Origin of the sequence: Salinisphaera sp. SPP-AMP-43 (genome assembly GCF_049568105.1) — a bacterium.
Lineage (GTDB): Bacteria > Pseudomonadota > Gammaproteobacteria > Nevskiales > Salinisphaeraceae > Salinisphaera.
In genome coordinates this window covers 25,512-51,339 of record NZ_CP145335.1, presented here as the reverse complement: position 1 = coordinate 51,339, position 25,828 = coordinate 25,512, and the positions used below count along the sequence as shown (strand labels likewise).

At 62.7% G+C, this 25,828-nt stretch carries 23 protein-coding genes; 10 read left to right on the top strand and 13 right to left on the bottom strand.

Annotation, left to right across the window (positions count from 1 at the left end):
* The first annotated feature begins 9 nt into the window (after positions 1 to 9).
* Positions 10 to 780, top strand: coding sequence for an SDR family oxidoreductase (locus V5738_RS00190; protein WP_423822373.1), 771 nt, complete (start codon positions 10 to 12; stop codon positions 778 to 780).
* Positions 781 to 879: 99 nt separating this feature from the next.
* The gene (locus tag V5738_RS00185; RefSeq protein WP_423822372.1) at positions 880 to 2,544 is read left to right on the top strand and encodes a S10 family peptidase; all 1,665 of its coding nucleotides are present in this window, start codon (positions 880 to 882) and stop codon (positions 2,542 to 2,544) included.
* Positions 2,545 to 3,030: 486 nt separating this feature from the next.
* On the opposite strand, the gene V5738_RS00180 is transcribed toward V5738_RS00185, so the two are convergent.
* Positions 3,031 to 3,843 carry an HAD-IIA family hydrolase gene (locus V5738_RS00180; RefSeq protein WP_423824212.1) on the bottom strand — a complete coding sequence of 271 codons (813 nt, stop codon included), beginning with the start codon at positions 3,841 to 3,843 and terminating at the stop codon, positions 3,031 to 3,033.
* A 294-nt stretch (positions 3,844 to 4,137) separates the two neighbouring features.
* On the opposite strand from V5738_RS00180, the gene V5738_RS00175 reads away from it, so the two are divergent.
* Complete coding sequence (locus V5738_RS00175; protein ID WP_423822371.1) at positions 4,138 to 4,428, top strand: ComEA family DNA-binding protein; 291 nt, start codon at positions 4,138 to 4,140, stop codon at positions 4,426 to 4,428.
* A 104-nt stretch (positions 4,429 to 4,532) separates the two neighbouring features.
* Positions 4,533 to 5,429: a 5'-nucleotidase gene (locus V5738_RS00170; RefSeq protein WP_423822370.1), complete on the top strand. Its 897-nt coding sequence runs from the start codon at positions 4,533 to 4,535 to the stop codon at positions 5,427 to 5,429.
* A gap of 20 nt (positions 5,430 to 5,449) precedes the next feature.
* Here V5738_RS00170 and V5738_RS00165 read toward each other — a convergent pair whose 3' ends face one another.
* A complete protein-coding gene (locus V5738_RS00165) occupies positions 5,450 to 6,022 on the bottom strand; it encodes a hypothetical protein (protein WP_423822369.1) in 573 nt (190 codons plus the stop codon).
* A gap of 128 nt (positions 6,023 to 6,150) precedes the next feature.
* Here V5738_RS00165 and V5738_RS00160 point away from each other — a divergent pair, with 128 nt between their 5' ends.
* Positions 6,151 to 6,963: a zinc-dependent peptidase gene (locus tag V5738_RS00160; RefSeq protein WP_423822368.1), complete on the top strand. Its 813-nt coding sequence runs from the start codon at positions 6,151 to 6,153 to the stop codon at positions 6,961 to 6,963.
* On the opposite strand, the gene V5738_RS00155 is transcribed toward V5738_RS00160, so the two are convergent.
* Together V5738_RS00155 and V5738_RS00150 are read right to left on the bottom strand one after the other, a co-directional pair.
* Complete coding sequence (locus V5738_RS00155; protein WP_423822367.1) at positions 6,944 to 8,002, bottom strand: saccharopine dehydrogenase family protein; 1,059 nt, start codon at positions 8,000 to 8,002, stop codon at positions 6,944 to 6,946. The two genes, V5738_RS00160 and V5738_RS00155, sit on opposite strands and share 20 nt — an antisense overlap.
* Positions 8,003 to 8,079: 77 nt before the next feature.
* Positions 8,080 to 8,901, bottom strand: a complete 822-nt coding sequence (locus V5738_RS00150; protein ID WP_423822366.1) for an SDR family oxidoreductase — start codon at positions 8,899 to 8,901, stop codon at positions 8,080 to 8,082.
* Between the two features lie 107 nt (positions 8,902 to 9,008).
* On the opposite strand from V5738_RS00150, the gene V5738_RS00145 reads away from it, so the two are divergent.
* Both V5738_RS00145 and mtnC read left to right on the top strand, forming a co-directional pair.
* The gene (locus V5738_RS00145) at positions 9,009 to 9,626 is read left to right on the top strand and encodes a glutathione S-transferase family protein (RefSeq protein ID WP_423822365.1); all 618 of its coding nucleotides are present in this window, start codon (positions 9,009 to 9,011) and stop codon (positions 9,624 to 9,626) included.
* Between the two features lie 79 nt (positions 9,627 to 9,705).
* Positions 9,706 to 10,419, top strand: a complete 714-nt coding sequence (mtnC, locus tag V5738_RS00140; protein WP_423822364.1) for an acireductone synthase — start codon at positions 9,706 to 9,708, stop codon at positions 10,417 to 10,419.
* On the opposite strand, the gene mtnA is transcribed toward mtnC, so the two are convergent.
* From mtnA to V5738_RS00120, 4 genes are all read right to left on the bottom strand, one after another.
* Positions 10,416 to 11,462, bottom strand: a complete 1,047-nt coding sequence (gene mtnA / locus V5738_RS00135) for an S-methyl-5-thioribose-1-phosphate isomerase (RefSeq protein ID WP_423822363.1) — start codon at positions 11,460 to 11,462, stop codon at positions 10,416 to 10,418. The two genes, mtnC and mtnA, sit on opposite strands and share 4 nt — an antisense overlap.
* 6 nt (positions 11,463 to 11,468) lie before the next feature.
* On the bottom strand, positions 11,469 to 12,827 hold the full coding sequence (locus tag V5738_RS00130) for a phosphomannomutase (RefSeq protein WP_423822362.1): 1,359 nt from the start codon (positions 12,825 to 12,827) through the stop codon (positions 11,469 to 11,471).
* 30 nt (positions 12,828 to 12,857) lie between these two features.
* Positions 12,858 to 14,315, bottom strand: coding sequence for a mannose-1-phosphate guanylyltransferase/mannose-6-phosphate isomerase (locus V5738_RS00125; RefSeq protein WP_423822361.1), 1,458 nt, complete (start codon positions 14,313 to 14,315; stop codon positions 12,858 to 12,860).
* Positions 14,316 to 14,440: 125 nt separating this feature from the next.
* Positions 14,441 to 15,106 carry a thiol:disulfide interchange protein DsbA/DsbL gene (locus tag V5738_RS00120; RefSeq protein WP_423822360.1) on the bottom strand — a complete coding sequence of 222 codons (666 nt, stop codon included), beginning with the start codon at positions 15,104 to 15,106 and terminating at the stop codon, positions 14,441 to 14,443.
* A 64-nt stretch (positions 15,107 to 15,170) separates the two neighbouring features.
* On the opposite strand from V5738_RS00120, the gene yihA reads away from it, so the two are divergent.
* Entirely contained in the window at positions 15,171 to 15,773 is a 603-nt protein-coding gene (gene yihA / locus V5738_RS00115; protein ID WP_423822359.1) for a ribosome biogenesis GTP-binding protein YihA/YsxC, read from the top strand.
* Between the two features lie 1,496 nt (positions 15,774 to 17,269).
* On the opposite strand, the gene polA is transcribed toward yihA, so the two are convergent.
* The 5 genes from polA to V5738_RS00090 all read right to left on the bottom strand — a co-directional run bounded on the left by polA (position 17,270) and on the right by V5738_RS00090 (position 24,033).
* Entirely contained in the window at positions 17,270 to 19,972 is a 2,703-nt protein-coding gene (gene polA / locus V5738_RS00110; protein WP_423822358.1) for a DNA polymerase I, read from the bottom strand.
* A gap of 416 nt (positions 19,973 to 20,388) precedes the next feature.
* Positions 20,389 to 21,657, bottom strand: a complete 1,269-nt coding sequence (lysA, locus tag V5738_RS00105; protein WP_423822357.1) for a diaminopimelate decarboxylase — start codon at positions 21,655 to 21,657, stop codon at positions 20,389 to 20,391.
* Positions 21,658 to 21,662: 5 nt separating this feature from the next.
* Positions 21,663 to 21,884 carry an LPS translocon maturation chaperone LptM gene (gene lptM, locus V5738_RS00100; protein ID WP_423822356.1) on the bottom strand — a complete coding sequence of 74 codons (222 nt, stop codon included), beginning with the start codon at positions 21,882 to 21,884 and terminating at the stop codon, positions 21,663 to 21,665.
* Positions 21,885 to 21,998: 114 nt separating this feature from the next.
* A complete protein-coding gene (fghA, locus tag V5738_RS00095) occupies positions 21,999 to 22,847 on the bottom strand; it encodes an S-formylglutathione hydrolase (RefSeq protein WP_423822355.1) in 849 nt (282 codons plus the stop codon).
* A gap of 76 nt (positions 22,848 to 22,923) precedes the next feature.
* Complete coding sequence (locus tag V5738_RS00090; RefSeq protein ID WP_423822354.1) at positions 22,924 to 24,033, bottom strand: S-(hydroxymethyl)glutathione dehydrogenase/class III alcohol dehydrogenase; 1,110 nt, start codon at positions 24,031 to 24,033, stop codon at positions 22,924 to 22,926.
* A gap of 172 nt (positions 24,034 to 24,205) precedes the next feature.
* On the opposite strand from V5738_RS00090, the gene V5738_RS00085 reads away from it, so the two are divergent.
* Together V5738_RS00085 and V5738_RS00080 are read left to right on the top strand one after the other, a co-directional pair.
* On the top strand, positions 24,206 to 24,874 hold the full coding sequence (locus V5738_RS00085) for an alpha/beta hydrolase (protein ID WP_423822353.1): 669 nt from the start codon (positions 24,206 to 24,208) through the stop codon (positions 24,872 to 24,874).
* The gene (locus V5738_RS00080; protein ID WP_423822352.1) at positions 24,871 to 25,449 is read left to right on the top strand and encodes a DedA family protein; all 579 of its coding nucleotides are present in this window, start codon (positions 24,871 to 24,873) and stop codon (positions 25,447 to 25,449) included. The genes V5738_RS00085 and V5738_RS00080 overlap by 4 nt, the downstream gene beginning before the upstream one ends.
* Positions 25,450 to 25,828: the final 379 nt, after the last annotated feature.

Below are 25,828 nucleotides of genomic sequence, written 5' to 3'. Positions count from 1 at the left end.
GTACAACCCATGACCGATGCACTGTTCGATGTCAGCGGCCGGCTGGCGCTGATCACCGGCTCCTCGCGCGGGCTGGGCGCCGCCCTGGCCCGCGGCTTGGCCGAGCGTGGCGCCCGGGTGATCCTACACGGCCGCGACCCGGAAAAACTGGCCGCGACCGCCGAAACCCTGGCCGGCGAAACCGGGGCCGAGGTCGCCCATGTGGCTTTCGACGTCACCGATGCGGCGGCGGTCAAGCAGGCTGTGGCCGAAGTGATTACGGCCCATGGGCTGCCGGATATCCTGATTAACAACGCCGGCCTGCAAAAACGGGCGCCGTTTGCCGAGTTCGAGCCGGCCGACTGGGATGCGGTGGTCACGACCAATCTATCGAGTGCGTTCTATGTCGCCAATGCCCTGGCCGGGCCGATGGCCGAGCGCGGTGCCGGCAAGATCGTCAACCTCGGCTCGGTACAGTCGAAACTGGCCCGAGAGACGATCGCGCCCTATGCCGCCTCCAAGGGTGGCGTGGCCATGCTCACCCAAGGCATGGCCGCGGACCTGGCCCGCTACAACATCCAGGTCAACTGTATTTCACCCGGCTATTTCCAGACCGACATGAACACTGCCTTGTGGCAGGACGCGGATTTCGATGCCTGGATCAAAAAACGCACGCCAGCCGCGCGCTGGGGCCAGCTCGGCGAACTGATCGGCACCTTGATCTATCTCTGCTCGGATGCCTCGAACTTCGTCTCCGGCCAGAATATCTTCGTCGATGGCGGCATGAGCTCAGTGGTCTGATCGGTAGCCTGGCGGGTAGTCTGGGCCGTCCGGCGAGACCGGATCGAATCTTGCATACTGCACCGACCGACGATTCGCTGACTGTATAAGGACGGGTGCATGACTTGTTTTTCGATTCGCTTGGGATTGGCCTGTGCGGCACTGACGATCGCGGCCGTGCCGGCAGCCGCGACCGCCGAAGATAGCGCGACACCGGAGGGCGCCGAGGCTCGTATCGCTAGGCATATGCATGCCCTGGCCAAGCCCCAGACCGCGACCACCGACGGCCAGGTCACGATCGACGGCCAGACGATCGACTATATCGCCAAGACCGGTACGCTCACCCTGCACGGCAGTGGCGAGCAAGAGGCCGTACCGACGGCGAGCATGTTCTATGTCGCCTACTTCAAAAAAGGCGCCGATGCGGCCAAGCGCCCGGTGACCTTCATCTACAACGGGGGCCCCGGCTCGGCCTCGGTGTGGCTACATATGGGCTCGGTCGGGCCCAAACGCGTGGTGACCTCGGACGACGCCCATACCCCAGCCGCGCCCTATCGGCTAGTCGATAACGACGACAGCCTGCTGGATGCCACCGACGTCGTGTTCGTGGACGCTCCGGGCACCGGTTTTTCGCGCCTGATCGCCGAGGCCAAGGAAACATCGGCGCGCGAAGCACTGATGAAGAAACGCAAGAAACACTTCTACAGCGTAGATGGCGATGGCGAGGCGTTCACCCAATTCATCACCCGGTTCTTATCGACCTACGATCGCTGGAACTCGCCGAAATATCTGTTCGGCGAAAGCTATGGCACGACCCGTTCGGCCGTGCTGGCCAACGAGCTGCAAAACAAGGCCAGCGTCGATCTCAACGGGGTGATTCTGCTGTCGCAGATTTTGAACTTCGATACCAGCATCGACGGCCCGAACGCCAACCCCGGCGTGGATCTGCCCTATGAACTGGCCCTGCCGAGCTATGCTGCCACGGCCTGGTACCACCATAAGCTGCCCGGCAAGCATCCGGCCAAACTGCAGCCGTTTCTGAACCAGGTCGAAGCGTTTGCCACCGGGCCCTATGCCCAGGCTTTGATGGCCGGTAATCAACTCTCGGACAAGCGTCGCGATGCGATCGCCAAGCGCCTGCATCAATTCACCGGGCTGCCGGTGGCCTATCTCAAGAAAGCCGATCTACGCGTGACCGGCGGCGAATTCGAAAAGAATCTGCTGTCCGGGGCGGATCAATCCACCGGGCGGCTGGATACTCGTTTTGCTGGGCCCAGCATCGATCCACTCTCGCAGGGATCGCAGTACGACCCCCAGGCTTCGGCAATCGGTTCCGCCTATGTCACGGCCTTCAACCACTACGTACACGATACCCTGCACTTCGGCGACGACATGCACTATCGGTCGATCACCGGTCTCTGGCATAGCTGGGATTTTTCGCATACCCAACCGCATGCCGACCATCCGAGCCGCGGTGCGACCAATGTCATGCCGGACCTGGCTACCGCGATGAAAACCAACCCGAATCTCAAGGTAATGCTCAACGGCGGCTATTACGATCTGGCCACGCCGTTCTATGCCGCGGTTCACGAGATGCAGCATCTGCCGATTCCCGAGCAACTGGCGGCCAATATCTCCTATCACTGGTACGACTCCGGGCATATGGTCTATGCCCACAAGCCGTCACTGGACAAGCTGCATGACAATATCGCGGCCTTCATTCGCGATACCGACAACATCGATAGCACGGATTCAGAAACGGCCTCTCAGGGCGGCTCGTCCTAGGGCCTGTTGATATGTCGGGCGATCGCCGCGTTGGCAGCTCCGCCTATCGTGTCGTACAAGGCGCGAGCTGCCGCTTGGTGGCCTGTCACGCCCGAGACAGAGAACGCTGCAAAACGCGGTGAGGCCACAACGCTAGATTGCCGCATGACAGCGCTGGGTGCGGACTCGCACAAAACTTTAACCAACCCCGGAGCTCGTTCCGGGGCTGGTGGGTAGCAGACCGAAGCACTGTGAAGGTTGCGTGGTCGTGCGGCGTCAGAGGGTTGCCACCCGGGTTTGCGGCGAACAGCTCTGGCAGGACGGCCATCCTGCGATATGACTGTTTTTACAAAGCAGGATCGGCTCGACACCGCTGCAGCACTCGCCCAAAAGCACTATCGCCGGTGCCGCGTGAACCCATCGTGTCGTACGCATTGACCCGCGGCCGGCCGGCGGCGGCTGAACCTGCCACCGGAGGCCTCATTCGGACCGAACACCAGTCAGGGCTCAGCTTTCTTTTTTATCGGCTTTCTTGGCGTTCTTACCACTGCTGCCGTTGTTCGAGCTGCTGCTTTTCGAGCCGTCGCTTTCGAACAAGTCTTTGACCGAATCGAAGATCTCAGCCGGGCGGAACGGGTAATGGTCTATATCGTCGCGGCTGGCGATTCCGGATAGCACCAGAATCGTATGTAGCCCGGCCTCGATGCCGGCGACCACATCGGTATCCATGCGATCACCGATCATACCAGTGCGCTCCGAGTGGGCACCCAGCTTGTTCATCGCCGAGCGAAACATCATCGGGTTGGGCTTGCCGACATAGTAGGGCTCGCGCTTGGTCGCGGCCGTGATCAAGGCCGCGACCGCCCCGGTGGCCGGTAGCACGCCCTCGGCGCTCGGACCGGTTACGTCTGGATTGGTCGCGATGAAACGAGCCCCGTCGTTGATCAGTCGGATGGCCTTGGTGATCGCCTCGAAGGAGTAGGTCCGGGTCTCGCCTAGAACCACGAAATCGGGGTTGGCATCGGTCATCACGAAGCCAGCTTCATGCATGGCGGTCGTCAGACCGGCCTCGCCGATGATGAACGCCGATCCTTTGGGCGCCTGATCGGCCAGAAACGCCGCGGTCGCCAGCGCCGAGGTCCAGATCTGGTCCTCGGGCACCTCGATACCGCTGCGTGACAGCCGCGCCGACAGGTCCCGGGGCGTATAGATCGAATTATTGGTCAGCACCAGAAACCGCGTGTCATTGGCCCGCCATCGATCGATCAGATCGGCCGCACCCGGCAGTGCCTTGTTCTCGTGCACCAGCACGCCGTCCATATCCGTCAGCCAACACTCGATATCGCGTTGTGTCACGAGGCCCTCGTGGTTGTAGGTGTCATACGCCAACCGATCATACCGGCTCTGACGACACGACCGTTGATTTCCGGAAAACCGCCTCGAATCCGCTTCTTTCAGCCTGTTATTTAATTTTACCGAATAATTTATTATTTCAAGCTTTCAGAACCTTACAGCAAGGCTCTACTAACCTGTACGCAATTGATACTTGCCGATCTCTATGCAATGTGCATATTTTAAAAATTCGATGATTTAACCCAGGGAGAAATGGGACCCATGAAAAAACTGCTTATGGCCGCGGTAGCGGCATTATTGTTCTATGCCGGCACCGCTCTAGCCGCGGTAGATGTCAACACAGCGACCGCTGCCCAGCTCGAAACGCTGGATGGCATCGGCAGCGTGAAGGCCCAGGCCATCATCGCCGATCGCAAGGCCAATGGCGATTACCAGCGTCTTGACCAACTTACCCGCGTCGATGGGATCGGCGCCAAGACAGTGGAAGGGCTTCGCTCGGAGGCCACGGTCGGCAAGGACAGCGGTGATAGCGACAGCGATAGCACCAGCTAATCGCAGGCGCAGGCTGGCCGATCTGGGTCGGCCTGCGCGATACGTCGCAACCTACGACGACTGCATACTGCGATCGCGCGATCCGGGGCGCTACACTCGGGCCCATGAGCACGCAATCCGGCAAATTGGTGGTCGGCATCTCTTCCAGAGCCTTGTTCGATCTGGAAGACAGCCACGCCGTATTCGAAACCCAGGGCCGTGAGGCCTATTGCGAATACCAGATCGAACATGAAGAGGACGTTCTCGAACCCGGGGTAGCTTTCGGGCTGGTCCGCAAACTGCTCGCGCTCAACGACCAAGCCGAGCGGGTCGAGGTCATTCTGCTGTCGCGCAACAGCGCCGATACCGGCCTGCGGGTGTTCAACTCGATCGCTCACCACGACTTGCCGATCACGCGGGCGGCGTTCACCAGCGGCGACTCGCCCTGGCGTTATGTTTCGGCCTTTGGGGCCGATCTGTTCTTGTCGGCCGATCCGGACGATGTCCGGGCCGCACTTGCAGCCGGTTGTGCCGCAGCCACGATCGTGCCCGGCCATTCGATCGCGGCCGACGAAGGCGAGCTCAAGATCGCTTTCGACGGCGATGCCGTGCTGTTTTCCGACGATGCCGAACGGATCTTCAAACAGCACGGTCTTGCAGCGTTCACCGAAGCCGAATCGGCGGCTGCAGACGAACCGCTGCCCGGTGGGCCGTTCAAGGCGTTTCTCGAAGCCCTGACCCATATCCAGGCGGAATTCGATCCTGCGGAATGCCCGATCCGTACGGCGCTGGTTACCTCACGCAGTGCGCCAGCCCACGAACGGGTCATTCGTACCCTGCGTGCCTGGCATATTCGCATCGACGAAGCCCTGTTTCTTGGCGGTATGGCCAAGGCGCAGTTCCTGCGTGCCTTTGGCGCCGATATTTTCTTCGACGACCAGGCCACGCATATCGGTCCGGCCTCGGGCATGGTCGCAGCCGGCCATGTGCCCCACGGCGTGGCCAACGAATCCGAGCCGTGAGGGCGCTTCGGCCCGCGGCATTAGTTGCCGACGCTCAACTCCGGCTGCGCACAGCGCGGGCCGGGACAACGCGTGCTCAGAATATAGCGCCAGAAGTCGTCGTTGAGCTGGGCCAGGACCTCGGCCTTGGCTTCGACCCTCATCAGCCGGCGGGTGTTGAGCAGGGTCGGATAGTCGATCACCAGGACACGGTGGGCCAACCGCCATTCGGGGTCTTCGACCTGGGCCGCGGGCAGGGCCCAGAGGCCGGCGGTCTGGGCCGGCCGTTGGACGACATTGCGCTCGATCAAGCCTGCCTGCTCGTGGCGGGTCAGCACCGAGTGGCGACGACGGGCGGTGAGGTCGTTATTACGGCGCGGGCGAATCACGTCGCCGGTGTCGCCGAAATGGGTCAGGCTGACGTGGGTAACGTCGGCCGTGATCAGGCGGACGTCACGGAGGGTTACCCGAACGTTGGTGCCGTTGGCACAGTCGATATGCACTCGGTCTTCATCGGGGTCGCGGTGTTCCGAACGGATCAGCTTTTCGAGCTTGTACGCCAGGGTGTTGTTGCGCAGTACGAAAAAAACATACACCAGGCTAGACCAGGCCACGAACGACATCACGGTCGCAAAAATGTTTTGTAGAATCGGGCCCCAGGCCCCCCGCCTGCCTTCGTTGTGAACACGCTGCAACCACGCCGCGCCCCGGGGATGGTCGCCAATTTGATACAGGCTGCGCTATGAACTGGTTCACGAGCCTGCTGGTCGCGCTTGCCGCCCTGGCGGCCGTGGCATTGTTGGTCGTCGTACCTGCGCGGCTGAAGCCCGAGCAGCGTTTATCGGCCCGACAGCGGCGCCGGCTGGCCCGACTGCTGCCCTGGCATCGCCGGCTGGATGCCCGGCGCTGGGATCGGCTGTGTCGGCGTACGGCCCGGGTCCTGAGTGAACTCACCGTGCTCGACGCCGAGGGACAGCCGCTCGCCGATAATCGGCAGCTGGCGATCGCCGGCCAGATCGGGCTGCTGTGTCTGGGCGCGCAGCCAACCGAGACCCGACTACCGGCCGAGATCGTGGTCCATGCCGACGGCGCGCCCCAGGCTCCGGAGCCCCAATGGACCGGCGTGATCGAGGACATCGGCGAACTGGCTACCGGCCAGCCATGGCAAACCCTACGCCTGCATCTGGCATGGCCGGCCGTGGCTGCGGCATTGGCCGGCGCCGAGACCAATCCGGTAGTACGCGAGCTGGCTCGGCTGCAGGATTTTTCGGCCCCCATGAGCGGCGATGCGACCAGCCAGAGCTGGAAGAACGCCCTGGAAAACCAGCGCCGCTCGATCGTCCAGCAAGGCGGTTCGGCCATGCTCCGGCCGGCCGACGACCTGGATACGGATGCGTTCTTCGGCCGGGCCGCAGAACTATTTTTCCAGCGTGGCGATGCCCTGGCGCGCACCCATCCAGAGCTCTATGCGCTGCTGGCGGCCTATTTTGATCTAGAAACGGCTCGCAGCCGCCCATCCGGGCATCGGACCCCGGCTATTTCGGGCCAATCGTGATTGTTCCGCTGCCTGGCAGGGTCTCCACGAAATCGCTGCCAGCTAGCCTGGAGGGCGTATAAACGCCGCCTTCGGGGGCCTCGGCCAGCAGCCGACGCGCCAGCGCCAGACTGGCGTGGACGGTGACATCGTAGCCGTTGGCCACATGCACACGCCCGACCCGGCATTCGCCGGCTGCGTTGCGCACTTCGCCCCAGACATGGGTGGTATGCCGCTGCCGGCTGGGTTGATCCGGCCCCTGTATGCGGGCAGCCCGGGATTTGAGAAACTGCTGCACCGGGCCGAGCCCCAGTAGCGGGCGGACCCAGTTGAGCCGTTTGACCTGTTTGATACGGGCCGGCGATATCGGCATGTAGACGGCGATATCTGGTATGTGCGTGCTGTGGTAGGCCGTAGAGACATCGCCCCAGGGAATGGTCATGGCTTGCTTGGGCCCGGCGCCGAAATCGATCTCGCGCACATCTGCTGCCAGCGGCACACTCACGATCCGGCCGTCACGGCGTACTCGGCCGCCACCGGCCAGGGCCTCGACCGAGGTTCGGGCGGTACCCGGCGACAAGCCGGAACGCGAATCAAAGCCGAGGGCTAGCGTTTCGGCATCCGGCAGCGCCTCGGCGAGCGCTGCCGCCAGGCAATCGGTGGGCACGACATCGAAGCCGGCGCCTGGGCAGAGTACGGCGCCCGAGGTTCGGGCATCGACGTGACGGGCAAAAATATTCTCGAAGACCTCGATTTCGCCGGTGATATCGAGATAGTGGGTGCCGGAATCCAGACAGGCATCGACCATGGCCGGCGCGGTGTCGATGAACGGGCCGGCACAGTGCAACACGACATCGATATCGGCGAGTTGGCCGGCAATGGTGTCGCCGGCCAGATCGAAAGGCCGCGCGTCGAGACCAAGCTGCTGGGCCAACGCAGCGACCTTGGCGGCATTGCGCCCGGACAAGACCGGCTGCAGCCCGTGTTCGACCGCCTGGCGGGCGATCAATTCACCCGTATAACCATAGGCCCCGTAAATCAGAAGTCGATCGTGTGCCATATGCCCTCCGCTTGCTCGATAGGCCCTGCGGCCGTGGCATGACGCCGCCGGGCTTATGGGTATGTTCGATCACAGACTCAGGGCGCGGCCCGTAACGAGCGCGTGAACCGGCACATGGCTCGGAAGAACCATTCCGGCTGCAGCCGCTTGAGTCGATACTGCCAACGCGTATCACGATGGGTCAGGACCAGAAAACGCTTGTCGGCCACTGCGTCGAAGACCTGTTCGGCCACATCTTCGGCGCTCACCCCGGACTGCGCCATGAGTTTTTCGACGACCGCCTCGCGGCCCGGTCGTGGGCTGCGAAACGATTCCAACAAATTGGTGGTAAAAAAAGCCGGACAGGCCACGCTGACACCGACGCCATGATCGATCTCTTCGGCGCGCAGCGTCTCGGACAACGCCAGCACGCCGGCCTTGGTGACGTTGTAGGCCACCATGCCCGGTGCATTGGCAATGGCTGCGAACGAAGCGATGTTGACCACGTGCCCGCCGGACTCACGCAGCGCTGGCAGCGCGATCCGACAGCCTCGGGCCACGCCCAACAGGTTGATCTCGGTAATCCACTGCCAATCTTTTTCCGGGGTTTCGGCGGCCGTGCCGGCGGCGGCAACGCCGGCATTGTTGATGAATACATCGAGCCCGCCCCAATCCTGCTGCAGCCGGGCGATCAACGCCTCGAAATCTGCCTCGGCGCGCACATCCAGGCTTTGGTCAAAACTCGCCGCGGCCCCGGCCGTTTCGGTTTCTTTGGCCACGCGCCGGGCACGTTCGGCCTGGATATCGGTCACGGCAACGCGCCAGCCGGCCCGCGCATAACGCAGTGCCAAGGCGCGGCCCAGACCGCTGCCGGCGCCAGTAATCGCGATGCGCGGTGGCATGGTATATCGATCGCTCATATCTGAAACGAACTCTTGTCACAAAATCCAGCATACGCCAACCTGCTCTCTCTGTCGCATCGCTTCTGTCATGATCGGATGCGACGATCGATATCGGGAGCTACCGGATGAAACTCTACGAAACCCATCGTGCCCCCAACCCGCGGCGACTGCGTATCTTTTTGGCCGAAAAAAGCATCGACCTGGCCACCCTGGAGACGATCGAACTCGATCTGGCCGCCGGCGACAATCTGAGCGACGATTTTCGGGCCATGAACCCGATGGGCGGGGTGCCGGTACTGGAACTCGATGACGGCCGGCATTTGTCCGAATCGATGGCGATCTGTCGCTATTTCGAGGCCCTTTATCCAGAGCCCGCCCTGCTCGGTCGCGCGCCCGAAGAGCAGGCCTTCATCGATATGTGGAACCGGCGGATGGAATTCCACCTACTGCTGCCGGTGGCCATGGCGTTTCGTCACCTCACCGGCCACTTCGCCGATCGGGAAGCGGTGTTTCCGGACTACGGCCGGGATCGGGCAGTCGCGGCCGGCCAGATGTTCGACTTTTTAGATCGACATCTGGGCGAACAGACCTATATCGCCGGGGCCGAGTACTCGGTCGCCGATATTACGGCGTTGGTCGCCGTGGATTTCGCGCGGGTAGTCGATCTGCGCATCGGCGACGCCCGGCCGCAGTTGGCCGCCTGGCACGAACGCGTCTTGGCCCGCGATAGTGCCGGCGCCTGAATACGACCGCGCCAAGGCGCTTGGACAAAGCTGCGGCTCGGGATAGCATGCGCAGGTTATCCACACCCCGGAGCCTAGCGTGCGGCTCGAAGAACTCTCGCCGGAAGTCGTCGCGATTATCGTCGATATCGAAGGTACGGTCAGCGACCCGGCATTCACCCGGGATGTGCTGATTCCCTATGCCGAAGCCCGGCTGGCCCCCTGGATCGAGGCCAATGCCGAGCGTCCGGACGTCGCCGAAGCGTTGGAAGCCTTGGCCCAGGCCGCCGGCGAACCGGAAGTCGATGTGCCCCGGCTGATCGAACTGGCCGAATTCGGGCTGGCCGAGCGCGACTCCGGCCCGGTGGCCGCGCTGTGCTATCTACTGTGGCGGGATGCCTATCGCGCCTTCGATCTGACCGGCCATGTCTATGAAGACGCGGTGGCTACACTCCAGGCCTGGGTCGACGATCATCGCAGCCTGTTCACGTTTTCCAACGCGCCCTCCGATGCCCAGCAACTGTTGTTCGCCTATAGCGACCATGGCGACCTAGCCGATCTGTTTTCGGCGTTTTTCGATAGCCGTATGGGGTCGAAGAAAAAAGCCGCCAGCTATACCGCGATCGCGCAGACGCTCGGCGAAGCGCCCGGCGCGCTGTTGTTCGTCTCCGACAACGGCAGCGAGCTGGATGCCGCCAAGCAGGCCGGCCTACAGACCTGCTGGATCGCACGCGATCAGGAGACCCAGGACAAAGCCGAAGAACACGAAGGCCATGCCACGGTCGAACACTTCGGCGAGATCGAACTGCTCTAGGGTTTAGCCTCGGCCGACCGGATCGCAGCCTTGAGCGCGCCGGCTGCGATCGCGTCGCGGTCGAATACGCCGGCATCGAGAATCCAGTGCGTGATCAACGCTGCCGGAGTGACGTCGAAGGCCGGATTGGCGACCGGCGCATCGCTCGGCGCCCAGCATAGATTGCCGGCTGCCCCGGCCACGCCGCGGACTTCTTCGGCAGCGCGCTGCTCGATTTCGATCGCCGTGCCCGACGCACAGGCCAGATCGATAGTGGTATAGGGGGCCGCCACGGCCAACGGAATGCCGTGGTAGTGGGCCGCCACCGCCAGCCCGTAGGTACCGATCTTGTTGGCGACATCGCCATTGGCCGCAATCCGATCGGCGCCGACAATCACGCGATCAACCTGGCCACGGGCCATGAAGGCAGCGGCCATATTGTCGGTGATCAACGTATACGGCACGCCCAATGCGCCCAGCTCCCAGGCTGTCAGCCGGCCGCCCTGAAGCAACGGCCGGGTTTCGTCGACCCAGACCGATATGTTCTTGCCCTGCTCATGGGCACGCCGGAGCACGCCAGCTGCGGTGCCGATGCCCGCCGTAGCCAGGGCGCCGGTATTGCAGTGGGTCAGAATCCGCTCGCCGGAACCGATCAGGGCCGCGCCGTGATCGCCGATGGCCTCACATAGAGCCACATCGCGATCGGCCAGGTCATCCGCGGCTGCGACTACGGCTTCGCGCCAGTCTGGCGCTGCCAACGCGCCACGCAGCGTGTTCATCGCATGCGCGAGATTCACTGCCGTAGGCCGCGAGGCGACCAGGCGATCGATCGCCTCGAGCAGGCTGGGCCGCTCATCGCCTGCCTCGACCCGAACTGCGACCAACAGGGCCGCGGCGATTGCGATCATCGGCGCCCCACGCACCCGCAGGGCACGGATCGCCTCGACCATGGCCTCGAGCGTATCGATCGCCTGCCAGCGCTCGGCCTGGGGCAGCGCGGTCTGGTCGATCAGCCATAGCCGACCAGCCTCAACACGCAGTCCCAGGCCTTGCCGATCACGCATGGCGAGTCAGGGCGTGCCGCCAATACGTTCGAGCAGCTCGTCGGTCTTTTGCTGCATCAACGACTTGTCGCCGCGGGTTTCGACGTTCAGCCGAATCACTGGCTCGGTGTTGGACTTGCGCAGGTTGAAGCGCCATTCGCCGAAATCCATCGACAGGCCGTCGACATGCTCGACGCTGTTCGCCGAAGCTGCATAGTGGCTTTCCATATCCGCCATGACCGCATCGGCATCCTCGACCTTGCGGTTGATCTCGCCGGAGGCTGGATAGGCCGCGATACGTTCTTCGACCAGGGTCGACAAGGGTTTGCCGGCTTCCGAGATCAGCTGGGCGAGCACCAGCCACGGCAGCTGGCCGTTGTCGGCATAGGAGAATTCACGGAAATAATGATGGGCGCTCATTTCACCGCCGTAGAGCGCATCGTTTTCGCGCATGACCTGCTTCATGAACGAATGCCCGGATTTGGATTCGACCGCGCGGCCGCCGGCTTCTTCGACCTGGGCCAGGGTGTTCCAGATCAGACGCGGATCGTGGACGATCGCTTCGCCCGGGTTCATGGCCAGCAGCATCTGGGCGATCAGGCCGACGATGTAATAGCCCTCGATGAATTCGCCGTTCTCGTCGAAGAAGAAGCAGCGATCGAAATCGCCATCCCAGGCGACGCCGAAATCGGCCCCGGCCTCGCGCACGGCCTGCGAGGTTGCATCGCGGTTTTCCACAAGCAGTGGATTGGGGATGCCATTAGGCAATTCGCCGTCCGGCTCGAACTGCATGCGTACGATGTCAAAGGGCAGCTCGCCAGCAAGCTTATCCACAACCAGGCCAGCACAGCCATTGCCCGGATTGGCCACGATCTTGAGCGGCTTGAAGTTTTCCGGCTTGATCTGGGCGAGCAAGAAAGCGACGTAGTCATCGCGCTGGTCTAGCGGCCGACGCGCACCCGGTTGCTCGGCCGGGGTGACATCGTCGTCGTGCACCCGGCGCTCGATGTCGGCTAGGCCGGTATCCGCCGAGATCGGCTTGGCCTGTTCGCGCACAAACTTTAAGCCGTTGTAATCCTTGGGATTATGGCTGGCGGTGACCATAATGCCGCCGTCTGCGTCTTGCGAGAAGACACCGTAGTAGACTTCTTCGGTGCCGCAGAGGCCGATATCGAGCACGTCGGCGCCGGCCGTCGTCAGGCCGTCGATGACGGCATCGGCCAGCTCCGGGCTGGATAGGCGCATATCGCGGCCGACTACGACCGTCTTAGCGCCGAGTTCGGCAGCGAAGGCTCGGCCGATACGGCGGGCCATATCGGCATCCAGCTCGTCCGGCACCCGGGCCCGAACGTCATAGGCTTTGAAAAACGGATAGTACTGACCCATCGGCGATGCTCCCTGTAATGTCGTGGCGGCTCAGGCGGACGTGCCCGGAGCGGCGCCGGTGTCGTGTTCTTCCAACTCGGGCCGGCCGTAGACGTCGTCGTAGCGCACGATATCGTCTTCGCCGAGATAACTGCCCGACTGGACTTCGATCAGGTCCAGTTCTACCTTGCCCGGGTTTTCCAGTCGATGAACGGCGCCCAGCGGGATATAGGTCGACTGGTTTTCGGTCAGCAGCATTTCACGCTCGTCGCAGGTGACCTTGGCGGTACCGCGCACCACGATCCAGTGCTCGGCGCGGTGGTGATGCGACTGCAGCGACAGCCGCCCGCCCGGCGTGACCCGGATATGCTTGACCTGAAAACGCGGCCCGGCCGCGATCTGCTGGTAGGAACCCCAGGGCCGGTAGGCCTTGCGATGGGCGGTTGCCTCGCTGCGGCCGGCCGCATCCAGATTGTTGACCAGTTTCTTGATGTCCTGCTCGCGCGAGCGATCGGCCACCAGCACGGCGTCCGCCGTTTCCACAATGATCTGATCACGGGTACCAAGCGCGGCGACCAACCGGCCTTCGCTACGGACCACGCAGTCGTCGGCATCCTCGAGCCAGACATCGCCGATGGTGCTGTTGCCGCGGGGATCCACGCCGTGGGCCTTGGCCACCGCGCTCCAGCTGCCCAGATCCGACCAGGCGGCGTCGAGTTCGGCCATGACCGCGCGATCGGTTTTTTCCATGACCGCATAGTCGATGGAGTCGGCGCGCACCGCTTCGAAGCTTGGTGCATCCAGGCGCAGAAAGTCGATATCGGTGGTCGCCCGTTCGTAGGCCGCCACGACGCCATCGAAAATATCGCGGGCATGCTCGGCCAGCAGATCGAGATAGTCGTTGGCACCGAACAGGAACATGCCGCTGTTCCAGTAATGGCCGCCAGCCGTCAGGAACTCGGCGGCCGTCTCGGCGTCGGGTTTTTCCACAAAAGCATCCACAGCATGAACACCGTCGGTCACCCTGGCGCCGATGCGGATATAACCGTAGCCGGTCTCTGGCCGATCCGGCTTGACCCCGAACAGTGCCAGCCGGCCCTCGCCGGTCGCGGCCCGGGCACAGGCTACTGTGTCGACGAACGCCTGGGCATCGGCCACAGCATGGTCGGTCGGCAGCACCAGAAGCTCGACATCGTTGCCGTACTGCGCGCGGGCTTCCAGGGCGGCTGCGGCCACCGCGGCCGCGGTATTGCGCGGCGCCGGCTCGAGGATGATGCGGCCCTTATGCCCGGCAGCGTGCATTTGTTCGGCGATCACAAAACGGTGTGCTTCACTGCCGATGGCCAGGGCATCGCCCATGTCGTCCAAGGCCCTGAGCCGATCAAGCGTCTGCGACAACAGACTCTTATCGCCGCCCGTCAACGGCAGAAACTGCTTGGGCCGGCTCTGGCGAGAGGCCGGCCAAAGCCGGGTGCCGGTACCACCGGCGAGTAGTACGGGAATAAGCATGATGATCTCCGTGGGCCTTTCGGCTGGGACGGCCGGACCCTCTCGAACGACGACGATCCGGCGGGCACGCGGCTATGATACAAACGGCGTCGCGCATCATGCCACGCCGTCAGCCGACTCGCGGGTTAATCGGGGTCCTGGGGCGAATCAGCGTCGCTGCGAGCCTGCTCGATCAGATAGTCGACGATCTTGAGCATGCGTTCATTGCTGCCGGCGCTACGCCCGCTGACCCAGTAGCGCCCGGCCACGCTGATGCTGGGTACGGCCGTGACCTGATACCGCTGCATGCGTGCAACGACCTTTTGCACCTTGGCTTTGACCGCCTGGCTTTCATAAGCGGCTTCGAAGCGCTCGCCCTCCACGCCATGGGCGACCATGAACTGACGCATGGCCGCCTCGGTAACCAGGGGCCGGCCCTGCTGATGGATAGCATCGAAGATCGCGTCGTGCAGCCGGTCGGCCACGCCGAGCTGTACTTCGGTGTAGTACAGCCGCGCATAGGGCTGGCTGCTCTGGCTGAATAGCACCGGCACCCGTGAAAAAGCCACGTTGGGGTGTTGCTCGCGCCAGCCGTTGAGCTCATGTTCGAAGTGGTAACAGTGCGGGCAGCTGTAGAGAAAAAACTCGGCCACGCGGATTTCGCCATCGGTGCGAGCTGGGCCAGGCTGGCTGGCCTGGTGGTAATCCTGACCGGCGACATAGCGCGAGACCAGGCTCTGAGCCTGGACCGAGGCCGTGATCGTCAAACCGAAAAGCATCACGGCTGCATAGCCGATCAGTCGTTGATACATGGTTCTACCTTGCGGGGCGCGTACAATTGCCAGCGCCGCACAACATACCAGCCCGGCCGAACCGATGCCCGAACTGACGCCCCGCGACTTCCGAACCATGCGTTTTCTGTTGTCGGCCCCGAACTTTAAGGCTATGCCAGCCGCCGACTGCGCCGAGGTCGCCTTTGCGGGCCGCTCCAACGCCGGCAAGTCGAGTGCACTCAACGCCCTATGCGAACAGACCAATCTGGCCCGGACCAGTAAAACACCGGGGCGGACCCAGGCGATCAATTTCTTCGACAACGGGCGATTTCGCTTTGCCGACCTGCCCGGTTACGGCTTCGCCAAGGTGCCGCCGGCAGTCAAGGCCGAGTGGGCCAAGTTGATCGAAGGCTATCTGGCCGAACGCGACACGCTGACCGGTATCGTGCTGATCATGGATGCACGGCGTCCGCTGCTGGAGTTCGATCTACAGCTGATCGAATGGGGCGGTGCCTACGGCCTGGCCTTTCATTTGATGCTCACCAAAGCCGACAAGCTATCGCGCAATGAACAACACAACACGCTGCGCCAGGTTCGCCGCACCGTCGAAGGCGCCAGCGTGCAGCTGTTCTCGGCGTCCAAACGGACCGGCGTAGACGAGGCCCGGCGAGCGATCGGGGCACTGATACCGGCCGATACCGAATAGCGGCCCAGGGCGCCGTGCCGACCATGCCTGTCGCTGCGTTCATCGACCTAGAGCAACCACTTGTCGGCAAAACCGAAATGGCGTCTCGACGCCTGGCTGAGCTTGTGCGATAACAGAACTCGACCGGTCAGGGGAATATAGAAGGGCCCCGGCGGCGCGGGGGAACGCCGCCGGGGTCAAGTCCGGTCTTGGGGGGAACCGGACACTACCGCTCAGGGAGACAAGCGGGTAGGCACGATGCCTACATGGAGTCAGACGCCTTGCTTGGATCGAAGTTCCGCGTTTGCGAAAAAATTTTTTGCAACGGCGAAACGAGAGCCGAACCAAGGCAGCTGCCTATAAGGCAGCCAATAAAAAGGGCCCCGACGGCGGGGGAACCGTCGGAGCCCGATCCGGTCTTGGGGGGAACCGGATATAACCGCTCAGGGAGAAAAGCGGGTAAGCGCGTTGCTTACAATGACTAAGACTTGGGGTCCGAAAAAAAGTTTCAAGCATTTCGAAAAATTTTTTCGACCGGCCGTAACGTTCTGGCAGTACAAAAAAAGAAGCCCCGACGGCAGGGGGAGTACCGTCGGGGCAATCATTCCGGTTTTTAAGGGGGGAAACCGGATTGGGGGTTACCGCTCAGGGAGAAAAGCGGGCAAACAACACTGTTGCTTGCATAAAGTCAGACTCGCCGTGTCCAAACGAGTTCCCATTTTCTTTCGAAAAATTTCCCGAACATCTCAAGCGACTGTTTTTGAATAAAAAAAATGCTTAAATTTTTTAGCAGCAGTGGCTAGAACGGCGCATGGCGAGCACGCGAGCTGCAGCGACGATCCCGCAGCAGTCCGGGTCGGCCGCGGTCAAGATCCCAAAGACAGCGCAAAGACCCCAAGGTGGTTACAACCGGGCCGCCTATAAAGCGACGCATCGGCGACCTGGTCCGCGATTAAGTCCAGGCTGCCCTGGACTTAGGCTGGTTCCACAGCCCGACCAGTACCGATAGCGGATTGCTTGCTGCTAGGGCTGCTTGAGGTCCCGTGCCCCCGCCCGCCTAGAAATCGTCTCCGCGAACGAATCATGGCGGCCTGGCCCTACTGTGGCTCGGCTCTGATCGATGATACGGGCCAGCCACCCTTCGGCTCAGGCGCTGTGGTGTCCAATCAAGGCGTTGCCACGGATCGGTTCGGGACGACGACGCCCTACTCGACAATGTGCTTGGCTTGTCGCGCAACAGCCGCTGGGTGAATGCGCCCAAGCGCTGTGCTGATGCTGCGTACACGCGCTGCGTGCTGGCGCCCGTACGACGCGGGCGCCGCATCGTGGCCTGCGACGGCCCAGACTCACAACGCCGCAGACCGCCCATGGCTCATGATGCATGGACGGCCCAGCCCGAAAGGCCAAAGGCCGTTATGCCGCAATCCAGTACGGGCCGTCTCGCGCCGAACGACTACGCGACGTTTTGATCTTGCCGTCCTACCGTAGGCGCGGACTCATGTGAGACAGCCAGTCCCTTAATGCGCCTGCTGCCAATTATCGGCAATGCCGGCTTCGGCAAGCAGCGGTACATCCAGTTCGGCGACGCAGCGCATGCGCATGGCGATCGTATCCGCCAATCGCTCGGCTTCGGCCGCCGGTACTTCAAAGACCAGTTCGTCGTGGACCTGCATGATCATGCGGGCATCTTCGCCGCTGTCACGCAGCCAAGCATCGACGTCGATCATCGCTTTCTTGATCAGGTCTGCGGCCGTGCCCTGGAGTGGCGCATTGATCGCGGCGCGTTCGGCACCCTGGCGCCGAGCACCGTTGCGGGCATTGATCTCGGGCAGATAGAGCCGGCGGCCGAACAGGGTCTCGACATAGCCATCGGATTTCGCGGCCGCCCGGGTCTGGTCCATATAGCGGCGTACCCCGGCAAAGCGTTCGAAGAACTTGTCGATATAGGCACCGGCATCCGCGCGTGACAGCTCCAGCTGCTTGGCCAGGCCATAGGCCGACATGCCATACATCAGCCCGAAATTGATCGCCTTGGCCGCGCGCCGCTGATCGGCGGTGACCGTATCCAGCGGGGTATCGAAGACTTCGCTGGCAGTCGCAGCATGGATATCGCGCTGTTCGTTGAAGGCTGCCAGCAGGCCCGGATCGCCCGACAGATGGGCCATGATCCGTAGTTCAATCTGGGAATAATCCACTGCCAGGATCTTGTAGCCGGGCGGCGCGATGAAGGCCTCGCGAATCCGCCGCCCGGATTCAGTCCGGATCGGGATGTTTTGCAGGTTCGGATCCGAGGACGACAGCCGGCCGGTGGCCGCCACCGCCTGGTGGTAGCTGGTATGGATACGCCCGGTGGCCGGATTGATCAGCGTCGGCAGCTTGTCGGCATAGGTCGAGCGCAGCTTGGACAGCTCGCGCCAGGCCACGATATGGGCCGGCAGCGCATGTTTGTCGGCCAGTTCGCGCAGCACGTCCTCGGCGGTCGATGGCGCGCCCTTGGGGGTCTTGCGGATGACCGGCAGCTCCAGACGATCGAACAGGATCTCTTTCAACTGGGCCGGCGAACCGAGATTGAACTCGCCGCCGGCGGCCTCGTAGGCCTGGGCCTCGATCTCCTTCATACGCGTGGCCATCTCGGCCGACACCCGCCCCAGCAGTTGATCGTCGACCAGCACGCCGTGGGCCTCGACCCGGGCCAGCACCGGCATCAGCGGGATCTCAACCGTCTCGTACAACTCGCGCAGGCGGCCGATCTCGGCCAGCCGGGCGTACAGCAGCTGATGCAGCTGGAGGGTAATATCGGCGTCCTCGGCGGCATAGGGCGTGGCGACGTCGAGGGCGACCTGGTTGAAACCTACCTGTTTGGCGCCCTTGCCCGCGACTTCCTCGAACTTGGTGGTACTGCGTTCGAGGTATTTCTGGGCCAAAGAGTCCATGTCGTGCCGAGTGGCCGTGGAATCCAGCACATAGGATTCGAGCATGGTGTCGTGCTGGGTACCGGCGATGGCCACGTCGTAACGAGCGAGCACGTTGAGATCGTATTTGATGTGCTGGCCGAGCTTGGCGATCGCCGGATCGGCCAGCACGCCACGCAGGCGATCGAGCACAGTGGCCATCGGCAGCTGGTCGGGGGCACCGAGATAGTTGTGGCCGACCGGCACATACCAGGCTTCGCCGGCCTCGACCGCGAACGACAGTCCGACCAGGTTCGACTGCATGGCCGACAGGGCATCGGTTTCGGTATCTACGCAGATCAGCTCGGCGGCCTCGAGCTTAGCCATCATGGCGTCCAAGGCCTGCGCGTCGAGCACTGTATGGTAGTGGGTCTCGGCCGGCGCATCCGGAGCATCACTGGCCGCGCTGGCGGCTGTACTGTCCAGCTCTTCCAAAAACTTGCTGAACTCGTAGCGCTGGAACAATGCCACCAGAGCGTCGTGATCGGGAGCGCTACGAAGCAATTCGGCGTCGATCCCCGATAGATCCAGCTCGGTACGGATGGTGGCCAGATCCTGATACAACGGCAGATCCTCGAGCTTGGCCCGCAGATTATCGGCGACCTTGCCACCGATGGCTTCGGCATTGTCGATCACGCCAGATAGATCGCCGTACTGCAGAAGCCACTTGGTCGCGGTCTTGGGACCGACCTTGGGCACGCCAGGGATGTTGTCGGAACTGTCGCCGACCAGGGCCAGATAATCGGTGATCAACTCGGGCCCGACGCCGAATTTATCGTGCACCCGCGCCACATCGGTGCGTTTGTCCTGCATGGTATCGAGCAGCACCACGCGGTCGTTGACCAGCTGGGCCATATCCTTGTCGCCGGTCACGATCAGCACCTGCCCGGGCTCGCGGGTGGCCAGCGTGCCGATCACATCATCGGCCTCGACCCCCGGCAGCTGCACGATCGGCAGGCCCATCGCCCGAATCACGTGCTGGATGCCTTCGAACTGATCGGACAGCTCCTCGGGCACCGGTGGCCGATTGGCCTTGTAGTCGGCGAACAACTCGTTGCGAAACGTTGGGCCGCGCGGGTCGAAAACCACCACGATGCGATCCGAATCGTACTCGCGCAGGAATTTGCGCAGCATGTTGGTCATGCCGTAGATCGCCCCGGTCGGCTGGCCATCGCCGTTGGTCAGCGGCGGCAGCACGTGATAGGCACGATAAAGCCAGGACGAACCGTCGATCAGGATCAGCGGGCCATGGACATTGGATTCGGACATGACGATGCGCGTGCGGAGCACGATACGAAAGAGTGCGACCGACACTTTAAGAGCGCGACGCTTTCGGGTCCATTTGCGGGCTTCGCTTTGCGAGGCTTGCCTGCAGGTTTGGTGCGAAGACCAAGACCGACAGGGCCGCTAATCTTCTTAAGACCTATCCGCAGATCGACGCGGATTCACGCAGATGACGATCGAGTGATGCATTGTTGCGGCGTTAGGACGCCACGAGTTCCAGCGCCGTCGACCCCGATCAAAAACTACGCGTAATCGATCATTCGCATGTCGACATGAAGCGCCAATAGCACAACGAACGCATCGCCGACGCGCCTCGAACTTTTATTGCAATTTGCATGAGTCCGCGTCGATCTGCGGACAAAATGTCTTAGTAATACGCTTCCGAAAAAAGCAATAACGGCTCAGGAAAACGGCAGGCGCCGTTCGCCGCGCATGAGATCAGCCACGCTTTCACGGGCCCGCACTTCGTGGACCGTATCGTCGACCACGATGACCTCGGCCGGGCGCGGCCGCGCGTTGTAGTTGGAGGCCATGGTAAAGCCATAGGCCCCGGCGCTACGTACGGCCAACAGGTCGTCCGGCGCCAGCGACAACTCGCGGCCCAGGCCTAGGAAATCGCCAGTTTCGCAGATCGGGCCGACCACATCCCAGCGCCGCTTCTGGCTAGAAGCGGCGGCCTGTTCGGCGACCGGCACGATGCGGTGCCAGCCGTCGTACAGCGCCGGCCGAATCAGATCGTTCATGGCCGCATCGACTACCGCAAAATGCTTGTCGTCCGCCGCCGCGCCGGGCTTGAGCAACTCTACGCGGGTGATCAACACACCGGCATTGGCAGCCAACACCCGGCCGGGCTCGAAGATCAGCTTGAGATCGCGGCCGCTGATCAGTTCGGCTACGGCATCGGCATATTCGGCCGGTGACGGCGGGTTCTCATCGCGATAACGCACGCCCAGGCCGCCGCCCACATCGATGTGTTCGAGTGCGATGCCGTGCTCGGCCAGACGATCGACCAGGGCCAGAATACGGGTCACGGCATCGCGAAACGGCGACAGCGTGGTCAGCTGCGAACCGATATGGCAGTCCACGCCCACCGGATTCACCCCGGCCATCTCGGCGGCCCGGGCATACAGGGCTTCGGCGCGTTCGATGGCGATACCGAACTTGTTTTCCTTGAGTCCGGTCGAGATATACGGATGGGTGCCGGCATCCACGTCGGGATTGACCCGCAGCGACACCGGCGCGCTGCAGCCCATATCCTGCGCGACTGCATCGATACGCTCGAGTTCGGCCTCGGATTCGACGTTGAAACAGGCAATGCCGACTTCCAGCGCGCGTCGGATCTCGTCGCGGCGCTTGCCAACGCCGGAAAACACCACCTTAGCCGGGTCGCCGCCTGCGGTGATCACCCGTTCGAGCTCGCCGACCGAGACGATATCAAAGCCGCTGCCGAGATCGGCCAGCAGCCCCAGCACGCCGATATTGCCGTTGGCCTTTACCGCGAAGCAGATATCGTGATCGCTACCGGCCAGTGCCTGGTCGAACACACGGTAATGCCGGGTCAGCGTGGCCGCGCTGTAGACATAGGTGGGCGTGCCGAAACGCTGGGCGATATCCACCAGGGAAACGCCTTCCGCGTGCAGCAGACCGCTGTGATACTCGAAATGATCCATGGCGGCTAGTCGGCGGGCGACGACCGGTTATCGTTACGGTCCTCGGCTGGATTTTGATCCGGACGGTCGCTGCCGGCATCGTCGGAAGGCCCAACCTGCTGAACCAGCGGCTGCGGCGGATTGGGGTTATGACCCGGCAGGTAGAGATCGCCTTTCTGGCCACAGCCGGCCAGGCCAGCGCAGGCGATAGCGATCAACACAAGCAGGGCCGGAGCGGTCGGCTTCATGCGCGGTACTCGGGAATCCGGGCGACGGCGGCCAGTTTAGAGGCTGATCGCCTGTGATGCGACCCGCGGACCGCATCCGGAGCGCACCGGCGGTCTACCGCCGGTGCGCATCGCTTAGACTCCCATATGGCGGGCCAGAAAGCGCAGGTGATCCTCGATGAAGGTCGCGATGAAGAAATAGCTGTGGTCGTAACCTTCGCGGCGCTGCACCTCGAGCACAGCCCCAGCCGTGTCGGCCGCCGCCTCTAGCGCCTCGGGCTCGAGCTGTTCTTCGAGGAAACCATCGGCCAGGCCCTGTTCGAGCCGCATCGGCGGCAGCGAGGCTGGATGCTCGGCCTCAGCCAGGATGCGGCTGGCATCGTAGGCCGCCCAGGTCTTGCGATCCTCGCCCAGATAGGTGGAAAACGCTTTCTCGCCCCAGGGCACGTCGACCGGATTGCAGATCGCTGAAAAAGCCGAAATCGCCGCAAAGCGGTCCGGGTTGCGCAGGCCGATGACCAACGCCCCATGGCCGCCCATCGAATGGCCGGCGATCGCCTCGGTGGACAGATCCAACTGGTCGTTGAAATGCGCTGCTAAGACGTCGGGCAACTCGCGTACGACGTAGTCGTACATCTGATAATGCGAGGCCCACGGCGCTTCGGTGGCATTGACGTAGAAACCGGCGCCTTGGCCGAGATCGTAGACGTCTTCGTCGGCCACGTCCTCGCCGCGCGGGCTGGTGTCCGGCGCTACGATCGCGATGCCGAGCTCGGCGGCCACGCGCTGGGCCCCGGCCTTGTTGACGAAGTTCTCGTCGGTACAGGTCAGCCCGGACAGCCAGTAGACCACCGGTACGCGCTCGGTTTCGGCTGCCGGCGGCAGATAGACCGCGAAAGTCATGCTGCAGCGACAGGTCTTGGAGGCATGGGTATAGCGCCGCTGCCAGCCGCCGAATGATTTATGTTCGTCGATCAGGTTCACGCTCGTCTCCTCGAGTCGGGTTCGATCGCTCTCGATGGCCCTGGCCCGTTGAACGAGCCAGGGCCTCGGGCCTGTGCTAGAAGTGCAGCACCGAACGGATCGCCTTGCCTTCATGCAACAGATCGAAGGCTTCGTTGATCTGTTCGAAGGGCAGATCGTGGGTCACGAAATCGTCGATGTTGATATCGCCCGACATGTAGCGGCCGACGTAGTCCGGCAGCTCGGTGCGGCCCTTGACGCCACCAAAAGCGGAACCGCGCCAAACACGGCCGGTCACCAACTGGAACGGGCGGGTTTCGATGGTCTCGCCGGCCCCGGCGACACCGATGATGGTCGATTCGCCCCAGCCTTTATGGCAGCACTCGAGCGCCGAGCGCATGACATTGGTATTGCCGATGCACTCGAAGGAGTAATCGACGCCGCCGTCGGTCATGTCGATGATGACCTGCTGGATCGGATCGTCGTAGTCGGCCGGATTGACGAAATCGGTCGCGCCCATCTGGCCGGCGAACTCGAATTTGTTCGGGTTCAGATCGATGGCGATGATGCGCTCGGCGCCGACCATCTTGGCGCCCTGGATCACCGACAGACCGATCGCGCCGAGACCGAACACGGCCACCGTCGAACCCGGCTCCACCTTGGCGGTGTTGTAAACCGCCCCAATACCGGTGGTGATACCGCAGCCCAGCAGACAGACCTTGTCGAGCGGGGCCTCGGGGCTGATCTTGGCCAAAGAAACTTCGGGCACGACGGTATATTCAGAGAACGTCGAGGTGCCCATGTAGTGGTACAGATCCTGCCCGTTCTTGGAAAAACGGGTGGTGCCATCGGGCATCAGGCCCTGGCCCTGGGTCTCGCGCACGGCACTACAGAGGTTGGTCTTGCCCGAGCGACAGAATTTGCACTCACCGCATTCGGCGGTATACAGCGGGATTACATGATCGCCCGGCTTGAGCGAGGTCACGCCCTCGCCGACTTCCTCGACGATACCGCCGCCCTCGTGGCCGAGGATGCGGGGAAAGAAACCTTCGGGATCGGCGCCCGACAGGGTAAAGGCATCGGTATGGCAGACGCCGGTGGCAACGATGCGCACCAGCGCCTCGCCGGCTTTCGGGCCGGCCACATCGATTTCTTCGACGGACAACGGCTGGCCTGCTTCCCAGGCAATAGCGGCGCGAGACTTCATATAGGCTCCAATCGGCTCTGAGGCGTTCGTCTATGGTCGCGAGGCGATTGATATTATCGCAACTCATGGCACCGTCGCAGGGGGCCTGAATAACGATGTCGCACAGCTGTTGTTGCATGTCGTTCATGTGCTGTCCAGACTTCGCCATCGATATCCGTTGAAAATGATCGCCATGCTCGATTGCGTTGAGATCCAACCGCCGACCGAACCCCATGCCTGTATTATCTGGCTGCATGGATTGGGCGCGGACGGCAACGATTTCGTGCCGATCATCCCGGAATTGGGGCTCGGCGAGCGTCACGGTGTTCGCTTCGTGTTTCCCAATGCCCCGCAGCAGCCGGTTACGATCAACGGCGGCATGCAGATGCCGGCCTGGTACGACATCACCGGCGCCGATATCGCGGACAAACAAGATAGCGACGGCATTCGGGCCAGCGCGGCCGAGATCGACGCCCTGATCGAGCGCGAAATCGCAGCCGGCATCCCGGCATCGCAGATCGTGCTGGCCGGTTTTTCACAGGGCGGCGCAGTGGCCCTGCACACCGGGTTACGCCAGGCCGCGTCGCTGGCCGGTATCATGGGGCTTTCGACTTATCTGCCGCTGCACGACAGCCTGGCCGCACAAGCCAGTGCGGCCAATCGCGAGGTCGCGATCTTCATGGCCCATGGCGATCAGGATCCGGTGGTGCCGATCGAACTCGGCCGAGCCAGCCGCGAGCAACTGACCGCCGCCGGCTATACCGTGGACTGGCATGAATACCCGATGGCCCACCAGGTCTGTCTACCCGAAATCGCAACCATAGGACGCTGGCTGCGTGAGCGCCTGAGCATACGCGTATGATTCACACGCTGTCGCAGCTGATCGCGGAATACGGTTATTTCGCGGTTGCCGCCGGCTGCTTTTTCGAAGGCGAAGCGGCGATCCTCCTCGGCATGCTCGCCGCCAACAAGGGTATTCTTACCGAATACTATGTTTGGCTGTCGGCGACGCTCGGCACCGTGCTGGGCGACAACATCTGGTTTCATGTCGGCCACAAGATGGGCCGCCCGGCGCTGGCCAAGCGGCCGAACTGGCACGCTCGGGCCACCCAAATCGAGGCCCTGCTGGAACGCTACGGGCCGATCGTGATGATCGGTTTCCGATTTCTCTATGCCATGCGCTCACTGACGCCGTTCATCCTCGGCTCGCTGGGTATTTCGCCGTGGCGTTTTCTATTCTACGACATCATCGGTACGCTGATCTGGTCGACCACGGTCACGATCGTGGCCTACTATCTGGCCGATGCCATCGGCCAAGCGATGGGCCATATCCAGAACGTCGAGCAGGCTCTTTTGGCAGTGGTCGTGATCGCGGCCCTGGGCGGCTGGCTGTTCTATTACCTGCGCCGCCGACGGGCCCGCTACAACGACGAATAACCGCTGGCGGCCGCTCTCCACGCACGGGCGAGCGCTGTCCTTCGATCCGGAAACCGGCCGATCCCAACGGCCGGACCTGAGGCCGCTCGCCTGTCTTGCACAGACCCCTGCCCGGCGGCCCACGGGCTCAGCCTATACTACGCGCGCTACACAGTAGTACCGCATTGCGGCCCGCTAGAGCCTGGGCCGTTGCGATTTCGTAGGCACCGCGTTGGCGTTGGTCATGTTCTGCATAGATGCGAGAGGCTGTCTCGGGGCCGGCCCTCCAGATTCGCAGAAGCTCCACAGGCGCCCCTCATTTCTAAGCAACAAGCGTTGCCATGCGGCCGTTCCGCGGCGTCGCTCCCTGGAACACAATACGGCGTTTGCCATGCCTTGT

Coding starts and splice junctions, on each gene's coding strand:
- V5738_RS00190 (WP_423822373.1), top strand. CDS start 10: ATGACCGATGCACTGTTCGATGTCAGCGGCCGGCTGGCGCTGATCACC.
- V5738_RS00185 (WP_423822372.1), top strand. CDS start 880: ATGACTTGTTTTTCGATTCGCTTGGGATTGGCCTGTGCGGCACTGACG.
- V5738_RS00180 (WP_423824212.1), bottom strand. CDS start 3,843: ATGGACGGCGTGCTGGTGCACGAGAACAAGGCACTGCCGGGTGCGGCC.
- V5738_RS00175 (WP_423822371.1), top strand. CDS start 4,138: ATGAAAAAACTGCTTATGGCCGCGGTAGCGGCATTATTGTTCTATGCC.
- V5738_RS00170 (WP_423822370.1), top strand. CDS start 4,533: ATGAGCACGCAATCCGGCAAATTGGTGGTCGGCATCTCTTCCAGAGCC.
- V5738_RS00160 (WP_423822368.1), top strand. CDS start 6,151: ATGAACTGGTTCACGAGCCTGCTGGTCGCGCTTGCCGCCCTGGCGGCC.
- V5738_RS00155 (WP_423822367.1), bottom strand. CDS start 8,002: ATGGCACACGATCGACTTCTGATTTACGGGGCCTATGGTTATACGGGT.
- V5738_RS00150 (WP_423822366.1), bottom strand. CDS start 8,901: ATGAGCGATCGATATACCATGCCACCGCGCATCGCGATTACTGGCGCC.
- V5738_RS00145 (WP_423822365.1), top strand. CDS start 9,009: ATGAAACTCTACGAAACCCATCGTGCCCCCAACCCGCGGCGACTGCGT.
- mtnA (WP_423822363.1), bottom strand. CDS start 11,462: ATGCGTGATCGGCAAGGCCTGGGACTGCGTGTTGAGGCTGGTCGGCTA.
- V5738_RS00130 (WP_423822362.1), bottom strand. CDS start 12,827: ATGGGTCAGTACTATCCGTTTTTCAAAGCCTATGACGTTCGGGCCCGG.
- V5738_RS00125 (WP_423822361.1), bottom strand. CDS start 14,315: ATGCTTATTCCCGTACTACTCGCCGGTGGTACCGGCACCCGGCTTTGG.
- V5738_RS00120 (WP_423822360.1), bottom strand. CDS start 15,106: ATGTATCAACGACTGATCGGCTATGCAGCCGTGATGCTTTTCGGTTTG.
- yihA (WP_423822359.1), top strand. CDS start 15,171: ATGCCCGAACTGACGCCCCGCGACTTCCGAACCATGCGTTTTCTGTTG.
- polA (WP_423822358.1), bottom strand. CDS start 19,972: ATGTCCGAATCCAATGTCCATGGCCCGCTGATCCTGATCGACGGTTCG.
- lysA (WP_423822357.1), bottom strand. CDS start 21,657: ATGGATCATTTCGAGTATCACAGCGGTCTGCTGCACGCGGAAGGCGTT.
- lptM (WP_423822356.1), bottom strand. CDS start 21,884: ATGAAGCCGACCGCTCCGGCCCTGCTTGTGTTGATCGCTATCGCCTGC.
- V5738_RS00090 (WP_423822354.1), bottom strand. CDS start 24,033: ATGAAGTCTCGCGCCGCTATTGCCTGGGAAGCAGGCCAGCCGTTGTCC.
- V5738_RS00085 (WP_423822353.1), top strand. CDS start 24,206: ATGCTCGATTGCGTTGAGATCCAACCGCCGACCGAACCCCATGCCTGT.
- V5738_RS00080 (WP_423822352.1), top strand. CDS start 24,871: ATGATTCACACGCTGTCGCAGCTGATCGCGGAATACGGTTATTTCGCG.